Genomic DNA, 17,068 nt, shown 5'->3' with positions numbered 1-17,068 from the left:
ATCCCCCTGTCATGGGATGCGAATTATCCCGACAGAACCGTCGATCGCGATCCTGGTACCGAACGGCGCCGAGAATTTCTGGAGGTCGGCCAGGATGCGCTTTGCGTTCGCCGGGTCGGCCAGGTGCGGGATGCCGCGACGCGAGCGATCATAGGTGTTGCCGACGTCGAGCGGATAGAGGCGCACCGCCACGGCCTTTCCGTCCTTGTAATCGACCGCCGCGACGATCGAATCATACCAGCTTGCCGGATTGCCGCCGGGCCGCACGGAGCGTTCCTCGGGCTTCGGCGGCGGTGCCTTGCCGGTCGCGGGATCGGGGAAGACACGCAGCGCGGTTTCCTGCAGTGCCTTGATCTCGCCGCGGATGAAGAACACGCCGACGCCGTAGAAGATCGGCTTGCCCTTGTAGATCTCAATCCCGCGCAACGAATGCGGCCCGCCGCCGACGACGACGTCGCCCCCTGCATCCACCACGTCGCGGAACAGCTTTATCAGGAAATTGGGCGGCGGCGGATTGTCGTCATCGACGCCCGTCGGACTTTCGTGGGCGTGGATGGTGAAAACCGCGAGATCGGACTGCGCCTTGGCCTCGCGCACCGACTGGAGCAGTCCGGCGTGATCGTAGAGGTCCATGTCCCAGTGGATCGCCCAGTCGGCCGGCTCCTTGTCGCGAACACGATATATACGCTCGCCGAAGGTGATCTCCCTGGCGTCGGGCGCGGGCGCCGGCTCACGGACAGAGGCGCGTTCGATCGCGAGCGCGCGCACCGCATCCATCTGTGCCGGGGTGACGAGTTCCACTCGCCGCAGCCGCAGGGTGCTGATACCCGGCCGCGCGTTGGTTTCTCCGAACGCGTCGTTGGCCCGGGCATTGGGCTTCACTGTCGAGGCGGTGGAGATCAGCGAGACCCGGCCCTTCGGCGTATCGAAATAGGCCGGCGCCCGCGCTTCCTTCAGGTTCATCCCGCCGCCCGAATGGCTGACGCCGGCGGCGTCGAGCAGCCGCATCGATTCGATCAGCCCTTCCCAGCCGAAGTCCGTCGAATGGTTGTTGGCGACCGACAGGATGTCGATCCCCATGTCCTTCATGTCCTTCGCCAGCGTTCCCGATCCCCAGAGCTGGCCGTTGCCGTAGGCGGAACCCTTGAAGGTCTTGAGGTCGATGAAGACACCTTCCTGATTGGTGACGGTCACGTCGCCGCTCCTGACGATGTCGAGCACCTTGCGGAGTTCCGGATCGGTCGTCCCGGCGTAAGGGTGCGAATAGAGCATGTCACCGATCGCGACGAGCGTGAAGTCGCCCTTGACCGAACTCGGCTTGGGAGGCTCGCGCAGGAATTCGCTGGGGTCCTTCGACGGCATCGGGGCCTGTGCCGCGGGCACGCCCTGTGCTCCTGCCGCCGCCGCCGCGACCAGCGTCGCCAGGGCTGTCCCGATCGCCAGTTTTCGCACGTTCCGCATCATGATTTCCCCCACCGCAGCTTGCATTGATCGTCGGGTACGCCGGGCTCCCGCTCCCATTGATAGACGTCGACCGCCTCTCCGCGGGGCAGGTAGGATACCGGCCACGTCCGGCCGTCGCGCGTAACCTGAACGTTGAAGTGTCGGTCCGGCGCGCCCTGCAGCGAATCGAGAGCCACGCCGTAGGTGATGACGTCGCCGTCGCGGAGCCCGGCCCTGGCGGCCTCCGAATCGGGCTTCAGGCCCTTCACCACCTTCTTCGCGCCGATCAGCGACGCGAAGTCGAAGCCCACGTCGAACCGCCGTACCGGCCTGGTCGTGCGGCGGAAGCATGGCCCGTAGTCGCCGGATTCCGGCAGGATCAGGTCGCCCGCCAGCATCGCTCTGTGCAGCGTCGGGCCCGCCTCGCCGATTTCGGCGCGCAGCATGTCGAACCAGATGGCTTCGGTGATCGGCTCGCCCTTTTTAGCGCGATCGACCATCGCCAGCACGAGATCGTCGATCGACCGCTTGCCGCCCGACGCGCGCCGGATCTTGCCGTCGAGCGCGGCGAAGTACAGCGCACCCCGGTCATAGGGCAGGACGCGGACGCGGGTATCCTCCCAGAAGCGCCGCACCGCTTCCTCCTCCGGCGTGTTGCGCAGCAGGTTGGAATAATAACGGCTGGCGGTTTCGTTGATGTCGGCCAGATATTCGTCGGTGGTGACGAGCCCCGCCCGCCACGGCAGCAGCACCTGATAATAGACGGCGTTGCCCTCGCTATACCATTTGCCCAAGTCATTGGCCGTCCAGGTATGCGTCATCTCATGGCCCAGGATGCCGGCCAGTCCCTGCCCGGTCACGCCGGTGCCGTAGGTGATGAGGAACGAGCGATGGAGCGCCGCGCCACCGCCGGCATTCATCGGGTTGTAGCGCATGAACACGCGGTACGGCGGCACTTCGGTGTCGCCGAAGAACCCGCTCATCCACCCGTGCAGCTTCGCGGTCCACTGCATCGGCGGGCGCGGGTCAAAGCCGGGGTCGCCGGCCCAGACCGCCGAGAAGCCCTGCTTCACCTCCTGACGGGGCTCGTGCATCAGCCGGCCGACCATGAATACGCCGCGCATCAGCCGGTCCGGCGTGCTCGATCCCAAGGCGATCGCGCCGTTGCCCCAGCTCGTGACGGCTTCCGATCCGGAGGCCATGCGGGCGAAATCCCAGTCGAGCCGGATTGCGGTCGGCCCGGCCGGCGGCACCTTCATGAACAGCCCGCTGCCGATCGCGGAAAAGGCGTTGCCGTCGATCCGCGCGGCCGTCGGCGGGCCACCCTGCAGCATGGGGACGTTCTCGATCTCGAGGATGTAATCGAGCGCAAGCGGGCCACGCACGGCGCGATCGGCGCGCCAGCGGCCCGGAGGCCCCGGGATTGCCGTCAGGCTCAGCGTGCCGCCAGCATCGCGCGCGGTGAGGCCGCGGACGGCCAGCGGCCTGGCCATTCCCGGCACCATCAGATCGATCGACAGCAGCGGGCCATCGCCCGGATCGCCGATCGCGGGGATGGTCATCGCTACCGCCACTTCGCCCTTGCCGGCCTGCTGGTCCATCGGGCCTGGCGTCACCAGGATTTTCAGCACCGGCGGCGCGGCGCCGGCGCCCGGAAGCAGGGCCGCGGCAACGGTGAGCAACGCCAGCTTCAAAGATGTCCGCATGCCCCGCCACCCCTTTGTGCCACTGCAGGGTTATACGCACGGCCTCATCATTTCCGACGACGATGCTGCGGATTTAACGCGAGCATGCGTATTGCCCTAACGGGGGACATCAGGATGCTTCATGGGGCGATGATCGGTCTGGCTGCGGCCGCGACGCTGGCGGCCCTTTCGCCGCCGGCCCACGCCGAGGAACCGGCGCCGACTGTTACCGCGCAGCAGCTCCGCGCGGGTTCGACCGCTCTGGCCTACACCGCAGAAACGGGGCGCCTGCCGATCCGCGACGTCGCGACGGGCGAGGCTTTCGGACATGTCTTCTACATAGCCTATCGCGTCGCACCCCGGCGCGGCGAGACGCGGCCGATCACCTTCGTCTGGAACGGCGGGCCCGGCAGGCCGGCCGCCTCGCTCAACTTCGAGGGGGCCGGGCCGAAGCGGATCGAACATGGCCGGATGGTCGATAATGCCGACACCTGGCTGACCGACAGCGACCTGGTGTTCGTCGACCCGGTCGGCACCGGCTTCTCCCGCGCGGTCAATCGGGACAGGGAACGGGCGTTCACCAGCGTGATCGGCGACGTCGCGGCGACGACCGAATTCATCCGCGCCTGGCTCGTCCGCCATCGCGCCGAGGGCGCTCCGCTGGTCATCGCCGGGCAAAGCTATGGTTCAGGCCGGGCGGGGTCGGTCGCGCACGCTCTGCTGAAGCAGGGGTTCAAGGTCCGCGGCCTGGCGCTGATCTCGAACACCACAGGGCTGCCCGTCTATCCCGACCAGGCGCGCGTGTCGGGCGCCTATCGCATGGCGGATTATGCGGTCACCGCCCTCTATTACGACAAGCTGCCCGCCGAATATGGCACGACGCCCGACGCGGCGCGGCGCAATGCCGAGGACTGGGTGCGCGCCACCTACCTGCCCGGCCTTCGCCGGCTCGACGCGATGCGCCCGGACGAGCGCGCTTCGTTGCGCGCCGAGCTGGCGCGACGGATCGGCTTGCCGGTCGATGCGATCGATCCCGGCACCCTCTCGCTCAGCCAGGGCAAGTTCCTCGGCAGCATCGCCGGGCGGGCGGTCCATTACCTCGACTACCGCCAGCCCGAGCCGTACGCCGGGCCGCCGCTGGACGCCGGCATAGCGCATATCCGCGATGCCCTGGGCTACCCGTCGGACCTGATCTACATGGGGATAGAGCCGACCGAACACGGCTTCGCGCCGTTCGGCGACTATCCAAGGCCGGTCAACAGCAGCTGGATCCACGCGACCACGTACGACGCGACGCCCGCCCAGATCGAGGAGGCGAAGCGCGCCTTCGCCGCGACGGGCCGGATCGGCATGTATCGCTATGGCCCGCCGCTGCCCGGCGCGGCGGAGGCGTTTGCTCTGGAACCGAAACTCCGCATCCTGGTCCCGCACGGCGCCTATGATCCGCTGGGCGGCTGTTCGATGGATGCCGAGCACGGCCGCAACCTGCCGCCGGCATGGACGCGGGCGATCCGGTTCCGATGCTATCTGGCGGGTCACGCCATCTATCGCGACGCTCCGGCGCGCGCGGAGTTTGCAGCGGACATGCGCCGTCTGGCGCGCGAGGCGGCCGAGGAGGCAAAGCCATGACAGTCAAGCGTCGCACCATCGGCTTGTGCTTCCTCGCGGCCATCCTCGAAGGGGCCGACATCGTTTCGATGGGCCTCGCAGCGCCCATGGTCGCGCGCGAATTCGGGTTCGGGCCAGGCCTGATCGGGCTGATCCTGACCGCGACGATCGTCGGGCTGATGATCGGCGCCGCGATCGGCGGCAGGCTGGGCGACCGATGGGGGCGCAAGCGAACCCTGGTGCTGTCGTTCGTCGTGCTGGGCATCTTCGCGCTGGCGACGACGCAGGCCTATGACGGGCCCAGCTTCATCGCGGCACGCGCGTTATGCGGTCTCGGCATCGGCGGCGCGTTTCCAAACCTGATCGCGATCGCGGCGGAAGCGTCGCCCGCCGAACGGCGCGCGACCGGCATCGGGCTGATGTTCGCCGGCCAGCCCGTCGGGGGGACACTGCTCGCAATCTTCGTCGCGATGACGACAGGAATGCTCGACTGGCGTACGATCTTCGTGATCGCGGGCGTGCTGCCGCTCCTGCTGGCGCCGGTCCTGATGGCGGCGCTGCCGGAATCCGTGGCGTTCAAGGCGGCGCGAGCCCATGGCGGAGGACAGGCGCTTCCCGCCGGACAGGCGCTGTTCGGCGGCGACCGCACCGGCATCACGCTGTTGCTGTGGGTCTGCTACGGCTTTACCCAGGTGATCGTCTACCTGCTGAACAACTGGCTGCCGACGCTGATGGTCGCAAAGGGCTTCACGCCACAGCAGGCCGGGATCATCTCCGCCTTCGAGAACGCAGGTGCCGCCGCCGGGTGCGTCGCACTCGGCATGCTCGCCGATCGCGGCAGGTTGAGGAGCGTATTGGTGACAACCTATGCGATCACCGCGATCGGGCTATGGGCGCTTGGCGCCCTGCAGGGGCTCGTCCCGGTCGTCATCGCCGGGATCGTCGTCGGCTTCTTTGCGATCGGTGGCCAGTTCCTGCTCTATGGCCTGGCCCCCGGATTCTATCCGGTCCTGGGCCGTGCGACAGGTGTCGGCGCCGCGGTATCCGTCGGCCGGCTCGGGGCGATTTCGGGACCGCTTGCGGCGGGCGCGCTGCTCGCTGCCGGACTCAGCCCCGCCCTCGTGCTGATCTGTGCGATGCCGTGCGCGCTCATCGGCGGCGCGGCTGCGCTCGCGCTTGCGACAAGATCGCGGCAGCATGTGCCCGATCCGATCAAACTAGACTGAGTTGGGGATCAAACACCTAGCGCTCGGGACCGAAGTTCAGCCCGCGCGACACGCTGGGATCTAGGACGGCCATCACGAAATAGGCGGCGAACTGCTTGATACGCATCCACCATGTCGTGCGCGCGCGTTCCAGTTCCAGCGTGATGCGTTCTGACCGGGCGACCTCGCCATCGATATAGGCCCGGACGTGCGCGGCGAAGGCCGGATCCTCGATCCGCAGCATCAGTTCCAGGTTGAGGAACAGGCTGCGCATGTCGAAATTGGCCGAGCCGATGTGGACGGCATCATCGACCAGATAGAGCTTGGTGTGGAGCTTGGTCGGCTGATATTCGTAGATTTCCACGCCCTTGCGCAGCAGCCCGGCGTAGGTGAAATGCGCGCCCCACAGCGCCGCACCGTGATCGGTCGTCGCGGGCAACACGATCCGCACCCGGCCGCGCAGGCCGACCTTGTCGAGCCGGCGCAGCATCGCCGGGCTCGGGGCGAAATAGCCGGCGATGATGTCGGTGCGCCGCGCCGCGCGCATGTCGCGTCGCACGACCTTGGCCCAGGGCGACAGCCGCCGGGTCGGCCCGCCGAACAGCCAGCGCGCGCGCCCCTCGGGTTCGCTCCACTTGCCGAGCAGCCGCCGCAGGGCGCGGATCGTCGCCTTCGGATGGCGCATCCAGCGCGACAGGGCATCGTAATAGCCGGTCAACCGCCGCACGGCAGCCCCCTCCACCAGCAGCCCCAGGTCGCGCCACGCCGTGCCGGGTTCGGTGCCGAAATAGCTGTCCTCGACGTTGAACCCGCCGATGATCGCGCGAGGATCGTCGCCGTCGCCGTCGGCGATCAGCAGCTTCTGGTGGTTGCGCAGCAGGTAGCGGCGGCCCCAGCGCGGGATGAACTGGCACACATCGGCGCCGGCCGCCGCGAGTGGCGCGAAGAAATCGTTCGACGCCGCGGGCTCGCTGCCCATCGCGTCGATCGTCAGCGAAACCCGCACCCCGCGCCCTACGGCATCGACCAACGCATCGCGGATGACGCGCCCGGCGGCGTCGCCGACATAGATGTAGAACAGCACGCGGATCGACGATCGCGCGCCCGCGATCAGCGCCAGCATCGTGTCCAGCCGCCGCGGCCCGGTGTCGAGCATCGTCAGCCGGTTGCCCTCGACGACGAAACTGGGCTGGGCGGGCGGTTCGGCCATGCGTCCTGTTGCCGGGCGATGCCGCGGGCGACAAGGGGGATTTCCTTGACTCCCGACCGGCCGGAGCCTATCTGGCGCGCTTCCCCGGATACCGGTAATTTCAAGGAACCGCCGATGGCGCGCGTCACCGTCGAAGATTGCGTCGACAAGATTCCCAACCGTTTCGACCTGGTCCTGCTCGCGTCGCAGCGCGCACGCCAGATTTCGGGTGGCGCGGAACTGACGATCGATCGCGATCGCGACAAGAATCCGGTCGTTGCGCTGCGCGAGATCGCGGAGCAGACGGTGCGTCCGGGCCATCTGGAGGAAGCCGTCGTGTCCGGCCTGCAGAAGGTGCAGATCGACGACGACGACGCGCCGGACGAGATCGGATCGCTGTCTGCATCGGCCGAGGCGCTGCGCCTGACCGCCGCCGCTCCGCCGCGCAACACCAACGTCGGGGGCGACTACGACGGCTGAGTCCGCACGCGGATAGCGCCGGCTATCCGCGAGACGGGCCAGCCCGGACGGCGGCGCACCAGCGCCAACCGACGACGCGGCTCCGCCGCGGCGCTGCCCCCGAGAGAAGCCAGACTAAACAGGCCGCGCGCGAAAGACGCTCGCGGCCTGTTTCGTGCTCGCCATCCATAACCGCCGCGCATAAGGTACCCACGGCGTGCGCGCTTGCCTTTGCGCCGCCGCGCGGCATGATCCGCCCATGAACATCTTGCGGCGCTGGTTCGCCATTCCCCTGTGGCAGCGCGTGGTCGGCGGCCTCGTGATCGGCGTCGCGATCGGCTTGTTCGCGCCCCAGGCGGCGCCGTGGCTGATGGTGTTCGGCGACCTGTTCGTCCGGGCGATCCGCATGCTGGTGGTGCCGATCGTGCTCATCACCATCGCCGCCGGCATCACCGCGCTGGGCGATGTGCGCAAGCTGGGGTCGGTCGGCGGACGGACGGTGATGTTGTTCGCGCTGACGACGCTGATCGCGGTGACGGTGGGCATGACGGCCGGGCTGGTGTTCCGGCCCGGCGAGGGAGCTGCGCTGGCCGGCATCGCGCCGCACGTGCTGGGCGAGCCGGTGACGCCGTACCAGCAACTGATCGGCATCGTTCCGACCAACATCGTCGAGGCGCTGGCGAAGGGCGACATGCTGGCGATCATCTTCGTATCGGTGCTGCTGGGCGTCGGCACGCTGGCGGCGGGCGAGGCGGGAGCACCGGTCGCGCGGCTGCTTCAGGGCCTGTCGGCGGTGCTGATGCGGATCGTCGGGATCGTGATGGAGATCACGCCGCTGGGCGTGCTTGCGCTGATCGCTAATGCGATCGCCACCGCCGGACTCGGCGTCTTCGTCCACATCGGCTGGCTGGCGGTGTGCGTGGTGCTGGCCGCGCTGTTCCAGATGCTGGTGGTGCATGCCAGCCTGTTGCGGCTGGTCGCGCGGGTCGGCGTGGTGGCGTTCTTCCGCAAGGCGGTGGACGCGCTGGCGGTGGCCTTCTCCACCGCGTCGTCCTCCGCGACGCTGCCGGTCGCGCTGCGCGTGGCGCAGGAACGGATCGGCGTGTCGCGCCCGGTCGCCTCGACCGTGCTGCCGCTCGGCGCCAGCATCGGCAAGGACGGGACGGCGATGTACGTCGGGCTGCTCGGCCAGTTCGCGTTGCAGGCGCTGGGGATCACGCCTGACGGCACGATGCTGGCGGTGATGCTGGTGACGGGCGCGCTCGCCGCGTTCGGGACGGCGCCGGTGCCGTCGGCGTCGCTGTTCATGCTGACGGCGATGCTGGGCGCCGTCGGGGTCAGCGCCGAACAGACCGCGCTGGTGGTGGGGCTCGTCCTCCCCTTCGACAGATTGCTCGACATGGCGCGGACGGTGCCGAGCGCGAGCGCGAACCTGACGGTGGCTACCTGCGTCGCACGGGCCGAGGGCGCGCTGGACGACGCGGTCTATCGCGGCGAGCGCGCCGCACCGTCGAGCGCCGAGCCGGGCACGGCATAGGCCGCTTACCCGGCCGCCGTCACCATATCCGGAAGTTCGCCGGCGGCCCGCTGACCGCCGGTCGTGGCGGCGACAAGCCGATCAGCGCGGGGGCACGTAATCCTGATCCTCGCGCGCCTTCGACTGGGTGATGCGGCGGTTGGCGCCCAGCGCCTGGTTGGCGCAGCCCGTCGCGCCGCCCGGCCCGATCGTCGAGCAGCTGCCGATCCCGCCCTGTCCGAGGGTCAGCGCGCCTTCGGTCTTCGTCGCCCAGGCCTGATATTCCGGCTTGATCTCCGGCTGGCGGATTTCCTTGGGAATGCGGAACTGTTCGCTCGCGTGGCGCTTCTCGCACACAACGATCTCTTCGCCATTCTGATTGGTCGGGCATTTCTGGTTGCCGTAGAGGATGACGACGCCGTTGACCGGCGCATCCTGGGTCGCGGCCGGCGTCGCGGCAAAGGCAAGCATCAGCGTTCCGGCGGCGAGGATCGGCTTCATCATGACTATGGTCCTTATCATATCCGCTTGGCGACCGCGATGGCGGCGCGGCACCCCAGCCGGATCGCCCCCGACAGGATCGGATAGGCCGGGGCGTTTTCCGCCCCGCTGGCGAGTGCCGTATCGCGGTGTTCGAGTTCCTCCGCCCGAAAGCGCGCGACGGCATCCGACAGTTCCGGATCGCTGTCCCCCAGTTCGTCGAGCTGGGCGGCGTAATGGAGGTCGATCTCCGTCTCGACCGCCGCGGTACAGGCCATCGCCGCTTCCGGCCCGATCGCGGCGGTGACCGCGCCCAGTGCAAAGCCGGCGACGTGCCAGAAGGGCTGGAGGATCGTCGGCCGCACGCCGCGTTCGGCGATCATCGCATCGAAGAAGGCGCGGTGGCGTTCTTCCTGCTCGGCCATGTGGGCGACCTGACGCGCGGCGGGGGAACCATCGCCCAGCACCGCGAGCTGGCCGGCGTAGATGCGCACCGCGCCATATTCGCCGGCCTGATCGACGCGGATCATCGCATCCCGCCCCTCACGGGCGTCGCCGGGGCGCCAGCGGCTCATTTCTTCACCGCCAGCCGCAGCACCGCCGCCACGCCGAAGAGCGAGACGATCGCGTTCCACCCGGCGAGCGAGATACCGGCGAGCGACCAGGGCGCGACGTCGCAGCGGACCATTGGGGCGGCCATGATCTGCGCGAGCCTTTCCTCCACGGTCCCGGTGGGCTGAACGGTCGAGGTGCAGCCGGTGATCCCCGGCCACCAGCCATATTCGACGCCGGCATGGAACACGCCGATCGCCCCGCTGGTCGCGATCGCAAATGCTGCGAGGATGACGAGCGCGCGGCGCAGCGCGGGCGGCGTGAGGAAGGCGGCGCCGGCCAGCACGATCGCGGCATAGTGCGGCCAGCGCTGCCACTGGCACATCTCGCACGGGTAGAGCCCGCCCCAATATTGCGAGCCAAGCGCGCCCGCCATCAGCGCGGCGGGCACCAGCAGCGCCAGGCGGTTGGCGGCGATGAGCGGGCGCGGCGGCATCGGCGGCGTTCCCCTCAACGCTTCCGCGGAGTCGCCGCGGCGGTCTGCACCGCCGGCCCGAGCCGCGCGAGCGTCTTCAGCGCGTAATCGAGCTGGAAATCCTCGACCCCGGCCTTCTTGAGGCCCTCGGCGGTGGCGGTGAATCGCGGATCGTCGATCACATCCTCCTCCAGCGCCTTGTTGTCGACCTTGGCGGTGTTGATGAGATGGCGGCGCAGGTCGGCCTCGCGAAACACGGGGCGCGTCTTGTAATCGGGGTCGCTCAGCTGCGGCACGAGGATGTCGGGCTCGATCCCGCCTTCCTGCACCGAACGGCCGGCGGGGGTATAGTAGCGCGCGGTGGTGAGGCGCAGCGCGGAATTGGCGCTGAGCGGCAGCAGCGTTTGGACCGATCCCTTGCCGAAGCTGCGCGTGCCCATCACCAGCGCGCGGTGGTGATCCTGCAACGCGCCGGCGACGATTTCCGACGCGGAGGCGGTGCCGGCGTCGGTCAGCACGATCACCGGCAGGCCCTTCGCCAGATCGCCGGGCTTGGCATAATAGCGTTCGATATCGCCCTTCGCCCGGCCGCGCTGCGACACGATCTCGCCGCGTTCGAGGAACACGTCGGCGACCTCGATCGCCTGGGTCAGCAGGCCGCCGCCGTTGCTGCGCAGATCGATGATATAGCCGAGCGGCGGCTTGCCCAGCGACTTGTCGATCGCCATCATCGCCGCGCGGGTATCGGCGCCGGTGTTGGCGCTGAAGGTGGTGATGTTGACGATACCGACGCCGCCCTTCACTTCCCACTTCACCGGTTTCTGGATGATGTTCTCGCGCACCAGCGTGACGTCGAGCGGCTTGTCGCGGCCGGGTCGCACGATCGTCAGCGACACCTTGGTGCCGGCCGGGCCGCGCATCCCCTCGATCGCCTCATCGAGCGACTGGCCGAAGATCAGCGTACCGTTGATGTGGGTAATATAGTCGCCGGATTTGATGCCCGCGCGCCACGCCGGCGTGTCCTCGGTCGGCGCGATCACCTTGACCGCGCCGTCCTCCATGCTGACGGTCAGGCCCAGGCCGCCGTAATTCCCCTCCGTCGCGATCCGCATATTGTCGAAATCGAGCGCGTCGACATAGCTGGAATGCGGGTCGAGCGCGGACAGCATGCCCTGGATCGCGCCCTTCATCAGCGTCTTGTCGTCGACCCTGTCGACGTAATCGGCCTTCACCCGGTTGTAGATGTCCATGAAGGTGTCGAGCTCGCGGTAGGTGCCGCTGTCGACCTGGGCCAGCGCGGCGGTGGTCGCGGGGACGATCGCGATGGTGCCGAGCAGGGCGGCGGCACGGAGCGCGGGGCTGAACATACGGGGCATCGACTGGTCCTGGAAAGCGCCGGTTGGGATGCGAATCTAGCCGGTTGTCGGGCGCGAGCAAAGCGTGGAGGCGATGAACCGCCGCTGACCGGTCGCGGGATGCGTCATCCGAGCAGCTGGGCGATGTCCATCGCGGTGCCGCGACGGCGCAGCTCGACCCCGATCCGCGCTGCATCGCTCATCGCGGCGCGGCCGACCGGCTGCCCTTGCGGGACCCTGTCGCCGACCGCGACCTCGACCCCGTCGAGCCCGGTCAGCGCGGTCGACCAGCCACCGCCGTGATCGACGATCACGACGGTGCCGTATTCGCGGAAGCGGCGGGCGAAGACGATCGTGCCGGCGGCGGGCGCGGCGACGCGGGCGGCGGGTGCGACGGCGATCGTCAGCCCGCGCGCGCGCACGCCGGTGTCGGAAAGCTCGCCCAGCCCCTCGACGATGCGGCCGGCGACCGGCAGGCGATAGGGCGGCACCGCGAAACCGGCTGCACTGGTCGCGGCGGCCTCACTCGGTCGGGGGAGCGGCCCGGCCAGCCCGGCGAGCGAGGCACGCACTTCGCTCGCCGCCGCGGTCGTCGCCATCAGGCCGGCAAGATCACGCGCCTGCTCGCCCAGCGCGATCGCGCGTTCGCTTTCGTAGAGCGCGCGGTTTTGCCCGCCGGCGCGCAGCCGCCGCTCACCCTCCAGCCGCGCGAGGGCCAGCTGGCCCTCGCGCAGGCGACTGCGCCCCTCACGCAGCGCGGCGGCGGCGGCATCGGCCTCCTCGCGCAGCGCGCGCGTGCGTTCGAGGTCGCGACGTACCGCCTCGCTGCGCGCGCGGACGATCGGCAATAGCGTGCCGAGCAGGGCGCGGGCATGGACGATGTCTGCGGTCGAACCGGGCTGGACCACGGCGACGGCAGCCGGCCGGCGCGCGAGCGACTGGACCGCCGCGACCAGGCGCGTCGCCGGCGCCTGCTGCCGCGCGAGGCGCGCGCGCTGGTCGGCGAGACCACGGTCGGTGAGCGCGATCCCCGCCTCGGCCGCCGCCACCGCCGCCTCGGCAGCGCGGATCCGCGCGGTGACCGCCGCCTCGCGCAGCCGGGCGCGGGCGGCGTCGTCGGACGCATTGTCTGCCTGCGCCTCAAGCCGGGCCGCGCGCGCCTCGGCAGCCGAAGCCGCCGCCTTCGCATTGCGCGCGACCCGTTCGGGTGCCGCCGCGCCCAGCAGCGGCAGCGCCGCCGCCACGATCAGGATGCGCCTAACCCTCACGGTGATAGGGATGGCCGGAGAGGATCGCGGTCGCCCGCCACAATTGCTCGGCGAGCATCGCGCGGGCCAGCATGTGCGGCCACGTCAGCCGCCCGAACGACAGCAGCATGTCGGCCTCTGCGCGCTGCGCATCGTCGAACCCGTCGGCGGCGCCGATCAGGAAGCGGCATTCGCGGACCCCGTCGTCGCGCCACCGCCCCAGTTTCTGCGCGAAGGCGACCGATCCGGGCGTCTCGCCGGTTTCATCGAGCATGACGATCTTCGCGCCGCCCGCATCGGGCATCCGGCCCCCGGTATCGGGCAGTTCGGTGACCTTCACCGGCCAGGCGATGCGCTTCAGATAGCGTTCGACCAGCTCGCCCTCGGCACTTCGCCCGATCCGCCCGCGCGTGATGATGTGGAGGAGCAACGCGCGCGCCGCTCAGATCAATTAGGCTCGCCGGCCGGCGTGTCGCCGAAGCCCCACATGCGTTCCAGATTGTAGAAGCTGCGGACTTCCGGGCGGAACAGGTGGATGATCACGTCGCCCGCGTCGATCAGCACCCAGTCAGCGTTGGGCAACCCCTCGATCCGGGCGCTGCGGCCCGTCTCGGCCTTGATCTTCTCTGCCAGCTTGTTGGCCATCGACGCGACCTGGCGGGTCGAGCGGCCCGACGCGACGACCATATGGTCGGCGATCGACGACTTGCCGGCGAGCGGGATGCTGACGGTATCGACCGCCTGGTCGTCGTCGAGGCTCGACAGGACGAGCCGGTGCAACGCCTGGACGCCATCGGCGTCGGGCGAGCGGGCAGGCGTGGGATTGGTGGCCAAGGTTACTCCTGGGGTTTCCATGTCGGCGATATGGGGCGCGGCTGGGCCAGATACCAGTCCGGCGAAGCAGCGCGCACCGCGGTGGCGGAGGTCGGATCGGGGCGGAAGCGCAGAAGCACGAGCGCCGGCAGACTCCATTCGGTCCAGTGTTTCGCCTCGACCGCGGGGTGCCGGAAGCGCCGCAGCCATGCCATCGCCGGACCCGCGAGGGCCTGTGTATCATACCCCGGCCGCGCGATCACCGCAATCGGCATCGTCCGCGCGATATCGCGCCACGCCCGCCATTTGTGGAACTGCGCGAGATTGTCCGCGCCCATCAGCCAGATGAACCGCCGCTTCGGATAGCGGCGCCTGAGCTTGCGCAGCGTGTCGATCGTGTAGCGGGTGCCCAGCCGAGCCTCGATCGCGGTGGCGCGGATCGGCGCGCGGCGTGCCATGCGGCGGGCGGAGGCGAGCCGCGCGGCGAGCGGCGCCATGTCGCGCGCGCCGGTCTTCAGCGGATTGCCCGGCGACACCAGCCACCACGCCTCATCCAGTCCCAGCGCACGGATCGCCGCGAGCGTGATTCCGCGATGCCCGCGGTGCGCCGGGTTGAACGATCCGCCGAGGAGGCCGGTCGGGGTCAGCGGTCGCGCCCGGCGGGCGGCTGTCCAGCGGCGGCGCCGCGTCGGTACTCGCCCTGCCGCTCGATCATCCAGCCGGGATATTCGGGCGGCAGCGCGCTGACCGCGTCGAGCCGGGCCAGGTCCTCGTCGGACAGGCGGACATCGACCGCGCCGAGGTTGTCCTCCAGCTGATCGACGCGCTTGGCGCCGACGATGACGCTGGTGACGGCGGGCCGGTGCAGCAGCCAGGCGAGCGCGATGCGGGCGATCGACACCCCCTTCGCCTCCGCGATCGGCGCCATCGCATCGATCACCGCGTCGCCGCGCACCATGTCGACCGGCGGGAAATCGAAGGTCGCGCGCCGCCCGTCGGCGTCCTTGCCGTCGCGGTACTTGCCCGACAGATAGCCACCGGCGAGCGGGCTCCACACCATCAGTCCCAGCCCCTCGGACGCGAGCATCGGAATGACCTCCCGCTCCAGGTCGCGGCCGGCGATGGTGTAATAGGATTGCACCGACTGGAACCGGCTGGCACCCAGCCGTTCGGCGATGCCCAGCGCCTTGGCGATCTGCCACGCCGCCCAGTTGGAGACGCCGACGTAGCGGACATGGCCCTGCCGCACGAGATCATCGAGCGCGCGGACGGTCTCCTCGACGGGGGTCGCCGCATCCCAACCGTGGATCTGGTAGAGGTCGATATGGTCGGTGCCGAGTCGCTTCAGCGACGCCTTGACCTGGTCCATGATATGCCCGCGCGAGGCGCCACGCGCGTTGACGTCCCTGCCCATCGGCCCGAGCACCTTGGTCGCCAGCACGATATCCTCGCGGGCGAGACCCAGGTTGCGAAGCGCGCGGCCGGTGATCTCCTCCGACAGGCCGTTCGAATAGACGTTGGCTGTATCGACGAAGTTGACGCCGGCATCGACTGCTGCCTTGAGCAGCGCATCCGCCTCGTCCTGCTGCACCTGTCCGACCGCGCGGAACATGCCTTCCCCGCCGAACGTCATCGTGCCGAGGCAGAGTTCGGAAACGAACAGGCCGGTGCGGCCGAGCGGGTTGTAGCGCATTGCGGGATCTCCGTTGGGGTGCGCGCGTCAGATAGGGGCCGCCGGCCGGCTTTCCAGTCAGCCGCGGACCTGGCCGGCGCCGCGCACCACCCATTTGTAGGTCGTCAGCCCCTCCAGCGCGACCGGCCCACGCGCATGGAGCCGGCCGGTGGCGATGCCGATTTCCGCGCCCAGCCCGAACTCGCCACCATCGGCGAACTGTGTGGAGGCGTTCCACATCACGATTGCCGAATCGACGCGGGCCAGGAATGCCTCCGCCGTCGCCGCATCCCCGGTGACGATCGCGTCGGTGTGGTGCGATCCGTGCGCGTCGATGTGCGCGATGACGTCGTCAAGCCCGTCGACCAGCGCGACGGAGGCGATCGCGTCGAGATATTCGGTATCCCAGTCGGCGGCCTGCGCGGCGGTATAGCCGAGCGCGGAGACGGCGGCGTCACCGCGCAACTCGCACCCCGCATCGGCCAGCGCGCGCAGCAGCGCCTCGACATGCGGCCAGCCGCGATGGATCAGCAATGTCTCCATCGCTCCGCACACACCGGTACGGCGCAGCTTGGCGTCGATCACGATGCGGCGCGCCATGTCGAAATCGGCGGCCGCATCGACATAGACGTGGTTGATGCCGTCGAGGTGCGCGAGCACCGGCACCCGCGCCTCCGCCTGCACGCGCGCCACCAGGCTCTTGCCGCCGCGCGGCACGATCAGGTCGATCAGCCCGTCGGCCTGGAGCATCGCGCCCACCGCCGCGCGATCGGTGATCGGCACCAGTTGCACCGCGTCGGCGGGCATGCCACCCGCCACCAGCCCGGCGACCAGCGCGGCGTGGATAGCGCGGTTGCTGCGCGCCGCCTCCGATCCCCCACGCAGGATCGCGGCGTTGCCGGCCATCGCCGCCAGCGCGCCGGCGTCGGCGGTCACGTTGGGCCGGCTTTCATAGATGATGCCGATCACGCCGATCGGCACGCGGACGCGCGCGAGCCGTAGCCCGTTGGGCCGCAAGCTTTCGGAGACGCTGCCGCCGACCGGATCGTCGAGCCCGGCCACCGCGCGGACGCCGTCGGCGATGCCGCGCACCCGCCCCTCGTCCAGGCGCAGCCTGTCGAGCATCGCGCCCGACAGGCCGTTCGCCGCGCCCGCCGCCATGTCGGCGGCATTGGCCTCCAGGATCGCGGGCATCGCCGCGTCGACCGCGTCGGCCGCCGCGCGGAGCGCCGCCGCCTTGGTCACGGTCGGCAGCGTCGCCAGCACCCCGGCGGCGATGCGCGCGCGGGCGCCCATGTCTGCGATCAGTCTTCCGGCGTCGGTCATGCCGGGGCCGGTAGCATGGCGCGGCGAGTGCTGGTAGTTGGCA

The 17,068-nt window shown here is 69.6% G+C and carries 17 protein-coding genes; 4 read left to right on the top strand and 13 right to left on the bottom strand.

Going from position 1 to position 17,068, the window contains the following annotated elements:
* Positions 1-9 precede the first annotated feature (9 nt).
* Positions 10-1,464, bottom strand: a complete 1,455-nt coding sequence (locus tag VYI76_RS04825) for a CapA family protein (protein WP_326523636.1) — start codon at positions 1,462-1,464, stop codon at positions 10-12.
* Positions 1,461-3,149: a M61 family metallopeptidase gene (locus tag VYI76_RS04820; RefSeq protein WP_326523635.1), complete on the bottom strand. Its 1,689-nt coding sequence runs from the start codon at positions 3,147-3,149 to the stop codon at positions 1,461-1,463. The genes VYI76_RS04825 and VYI76_RS04820 overlap by 4 nt, the downstream gene beginning before the upstream one ends.
* Positions 3,150-3,278: 129 nt before the next feature.
* Between VYI76_RS04820 and VYI76_RS04815 the strand changes: the two genes are divergently transcribed.
* Together VYI76_RS04815 and VYI76_RS04810 are read left to right on the top strand one after the other, a co-directional pair.
* Entirely contained in the window at positions 3,279-4,757 is a 1,479-nt protein-coding gene (locus VYI76_RS04815) for a S10 family serine carboxypeptidase-like protein (protein WP_326523634.1), read from the top strand.
* Positions 4,754-5,962 (top strand): MFS transporter, encoded by a 1,209-nt coding sequence (locus tag VYI76_RS04810; RefSeq protein ID WP_326523633.1) that lies wholly within the window; start codon positions 4,754-4,756, stop codon positions 5,960-5,962. Before VYI76_RS04815 ends, VYI76_RS04810 begins: the two co-directional genes overlap by 4 nt.
* A gap of 16 nt (positions 5,963-5,978) precedes the next feature.
* On the opposite strand, the gene VYI76_RS04805 is transcribed toward VYI76_RS04810, so the two are convergent.
* Positions 5,979-7,151 (bottom strand): phospholipase D-like domain-containing protein, encoded by a 1,173-nt coding sequence (locus tag VYI76_RS04805; protein ID WP_326523632.1) that lies wholly within the window; start codon positions 7,149-7,151, stop codon positions 5,979-5,981.
* Positions 7,152-7,265: 114 nt separating this feature from the next.
* Here VYI76_RS04805 and rpoZ point away from each other — a divergent pair, with 114 nt between their 5' ends.
* Together rpoZ and VYI76_RS04795 are read left to right on the top strand one after the other, a co-directional pair.
* Positions 7,266-7,610: a DNA-directed RNA polymerase subunit omega gene (rpoZ, locus tag VYI76_RS04800; RefSeq protein ID WP_326523631.1), complete on the top strand. Its 345-nt coding sequence runs from the start codon at positions 7,266-7,268 to the stop codon at positions 7,608-7,610.
* Positions 7,611-7,848: 238 nt separating this feature from the next.
* Positions 7,849-9,126 carry a dicarboxylate/amino acid:cation symporter gene (locus VYI76_RS04795; RefSeq protein WP_326523630.1) on the top strand — a complete coding sequence of 426 codons (1,278 nt, stop codon included), beginning with the start codon at positions 7,849-7,851 and terminating at the stop codon, positions 9,124-9,126.
* 81 nt (positions 9,127-9,207) lie between these two features.
* Here VYI76_RS04795 and VYI76_RS04790 read toward each other — a convergent pair whose 3' ends face one another.
* From VYI76_RS04790 to VYI76_RS04745, 10 genes are all read right to left on the bottom strand, one after another.
* Positions 9,208-9,609: a hypothetical protein gene (locus VYI76_RS04790; RefSeq protein ID WP_326523629.1), complete on the bottom strand. Its 402-nt coding sequence runs from the start codon at positions 9,607-9,609 to the stop codon at positions 9,208-9,210.
* 14 nt (positions 9,610-9,623) lie between these two features.
* A complete protein-coding gene (locus tag VYI76_RS04785) occupies positions 9,624-10,160 on the bottom strand; it encodes a demethoxyubiquinone hydroxylase family protein (protein ID WP_326523628.1) in 537 nt (178 codons plus the stop codon).
* Positions 10,157-10,633 carry a disulfide bond formation protein B gene (locus VYI76_RS04780; protein WP_326523627.1) on the bottom strand — a complete coding sequence of 159 codons (477 nt, stop codon included), beginning with the start codon at positions 10,631-10,633 and terminating at the stop codon, positions 10,157-10,159. The genes VYI76_RS04785 and VYI76_RS04780 overlap by 4 nt, the downstream gene beginning before the upstream one ends.
* 14 nt (positions 10,634-10,647) lie before the next feature.
* The gene (locus VYI76_RS04775) at positions 10,648-11,979 is read right to left on the bottom strand and encodes a S41 family peptidase (RefSeq protein WP_326523885.1); all 1,332 of its coding nucleotides are present in this window, start codon (positions 11,977-11,979) and stop codon (positions 10,648-10,650) included.
* Positions 11,980-12,092: 113 nt separating this feature from the next.
* On the bottom strand, positions 12,093-13,235 hold the full coding sequence (locus VYI76_RS04770; protein WP_326523626.1) for a murein hydrolase activator EnvC family protein: 1,143 nt from the start codon (positions 13,233-13,235) through the stop codon (positions 12,093-12,095).
* Complete coding sequence (locus VYI76_RS04765) at positions 13,225-13,644, bottom strand: 23S rRNA (pseudouridine(1915)-N(3))-methyltransferase RlmH (protein ID WP_326523625.1); 420 nt, start codon at positions 13,642-13,644, stop codon at positions 13,225-13,227. Before VYI76_RS04765 ends, VYI76_RS04770 begins: the two co-directional genes overlap by 11 nt.
* 17 nt (positions 13,645-13,661) lie before the next feature.
* Positions 13,662-14,069, bottom strand: coding sequence for a ribosome silencing factor (rsfS, locus tag VYI76_RS04760; RefSeq protein ID WP_443018899.1), 408 nt, complete (start codon positions 14,067-14,069; stop codon positions 13,662-13,664).
* Positions 14,051-14,674, bottom strand: coding sequence for a nicotinate-nucleotide adenylyltransferase (locus VYI76_RS04755; protein WP_326523884.1), 624 nt, complete (start codon positions 14,672-14,674; stop codon positions 14,051-14,053). The genes rsfS and VYI76_RS04755 overlap by 19 nt, the downstream gene beginning before the upstream one ends.
* Positions 14,671-15,720, bottom strand: coding sequence for an aldo/keto reductase (locus VYI76_RS04750; RefSeq protein ID WP_326523623.1), 1,050 nt, complete (start codon positions 15,718-15,720; stop codon positions 14,671-14,673). The genes VYI76_RS04755 and VYI76_RS04750 overlap by 4 nt, the downstream gene beginning before the upstream one ends.
* A 57-nt stretch (positions 15,721-15,777) precedes the next feature.
* Entirely contained in the window at positions 15,778-17,025 is a 1,248-nt protein-coding gene (locus VYI76_RS04745; protein ID WP_326523622.1) for a glutamate-5-semialdehyde dehydrogenase, read from the bottom strand.
* Positions 17,026-17,068 lie beyond the last annotated feature (43 nt).

This window comes from Sphingomonas sp. (assembly GCF_035910975.1).
Lineage (GTDB): Bacteria > Pseudomonadota > Alphaproteobacteria > Sphingomonadales > Sphingomonadaceae > Sphingomonas.
The sequence above is the reverse complement of the archived record's forward strand: the minus strand, read 5'-3'. Positions and strand labels throughout refer to the sequence as shown.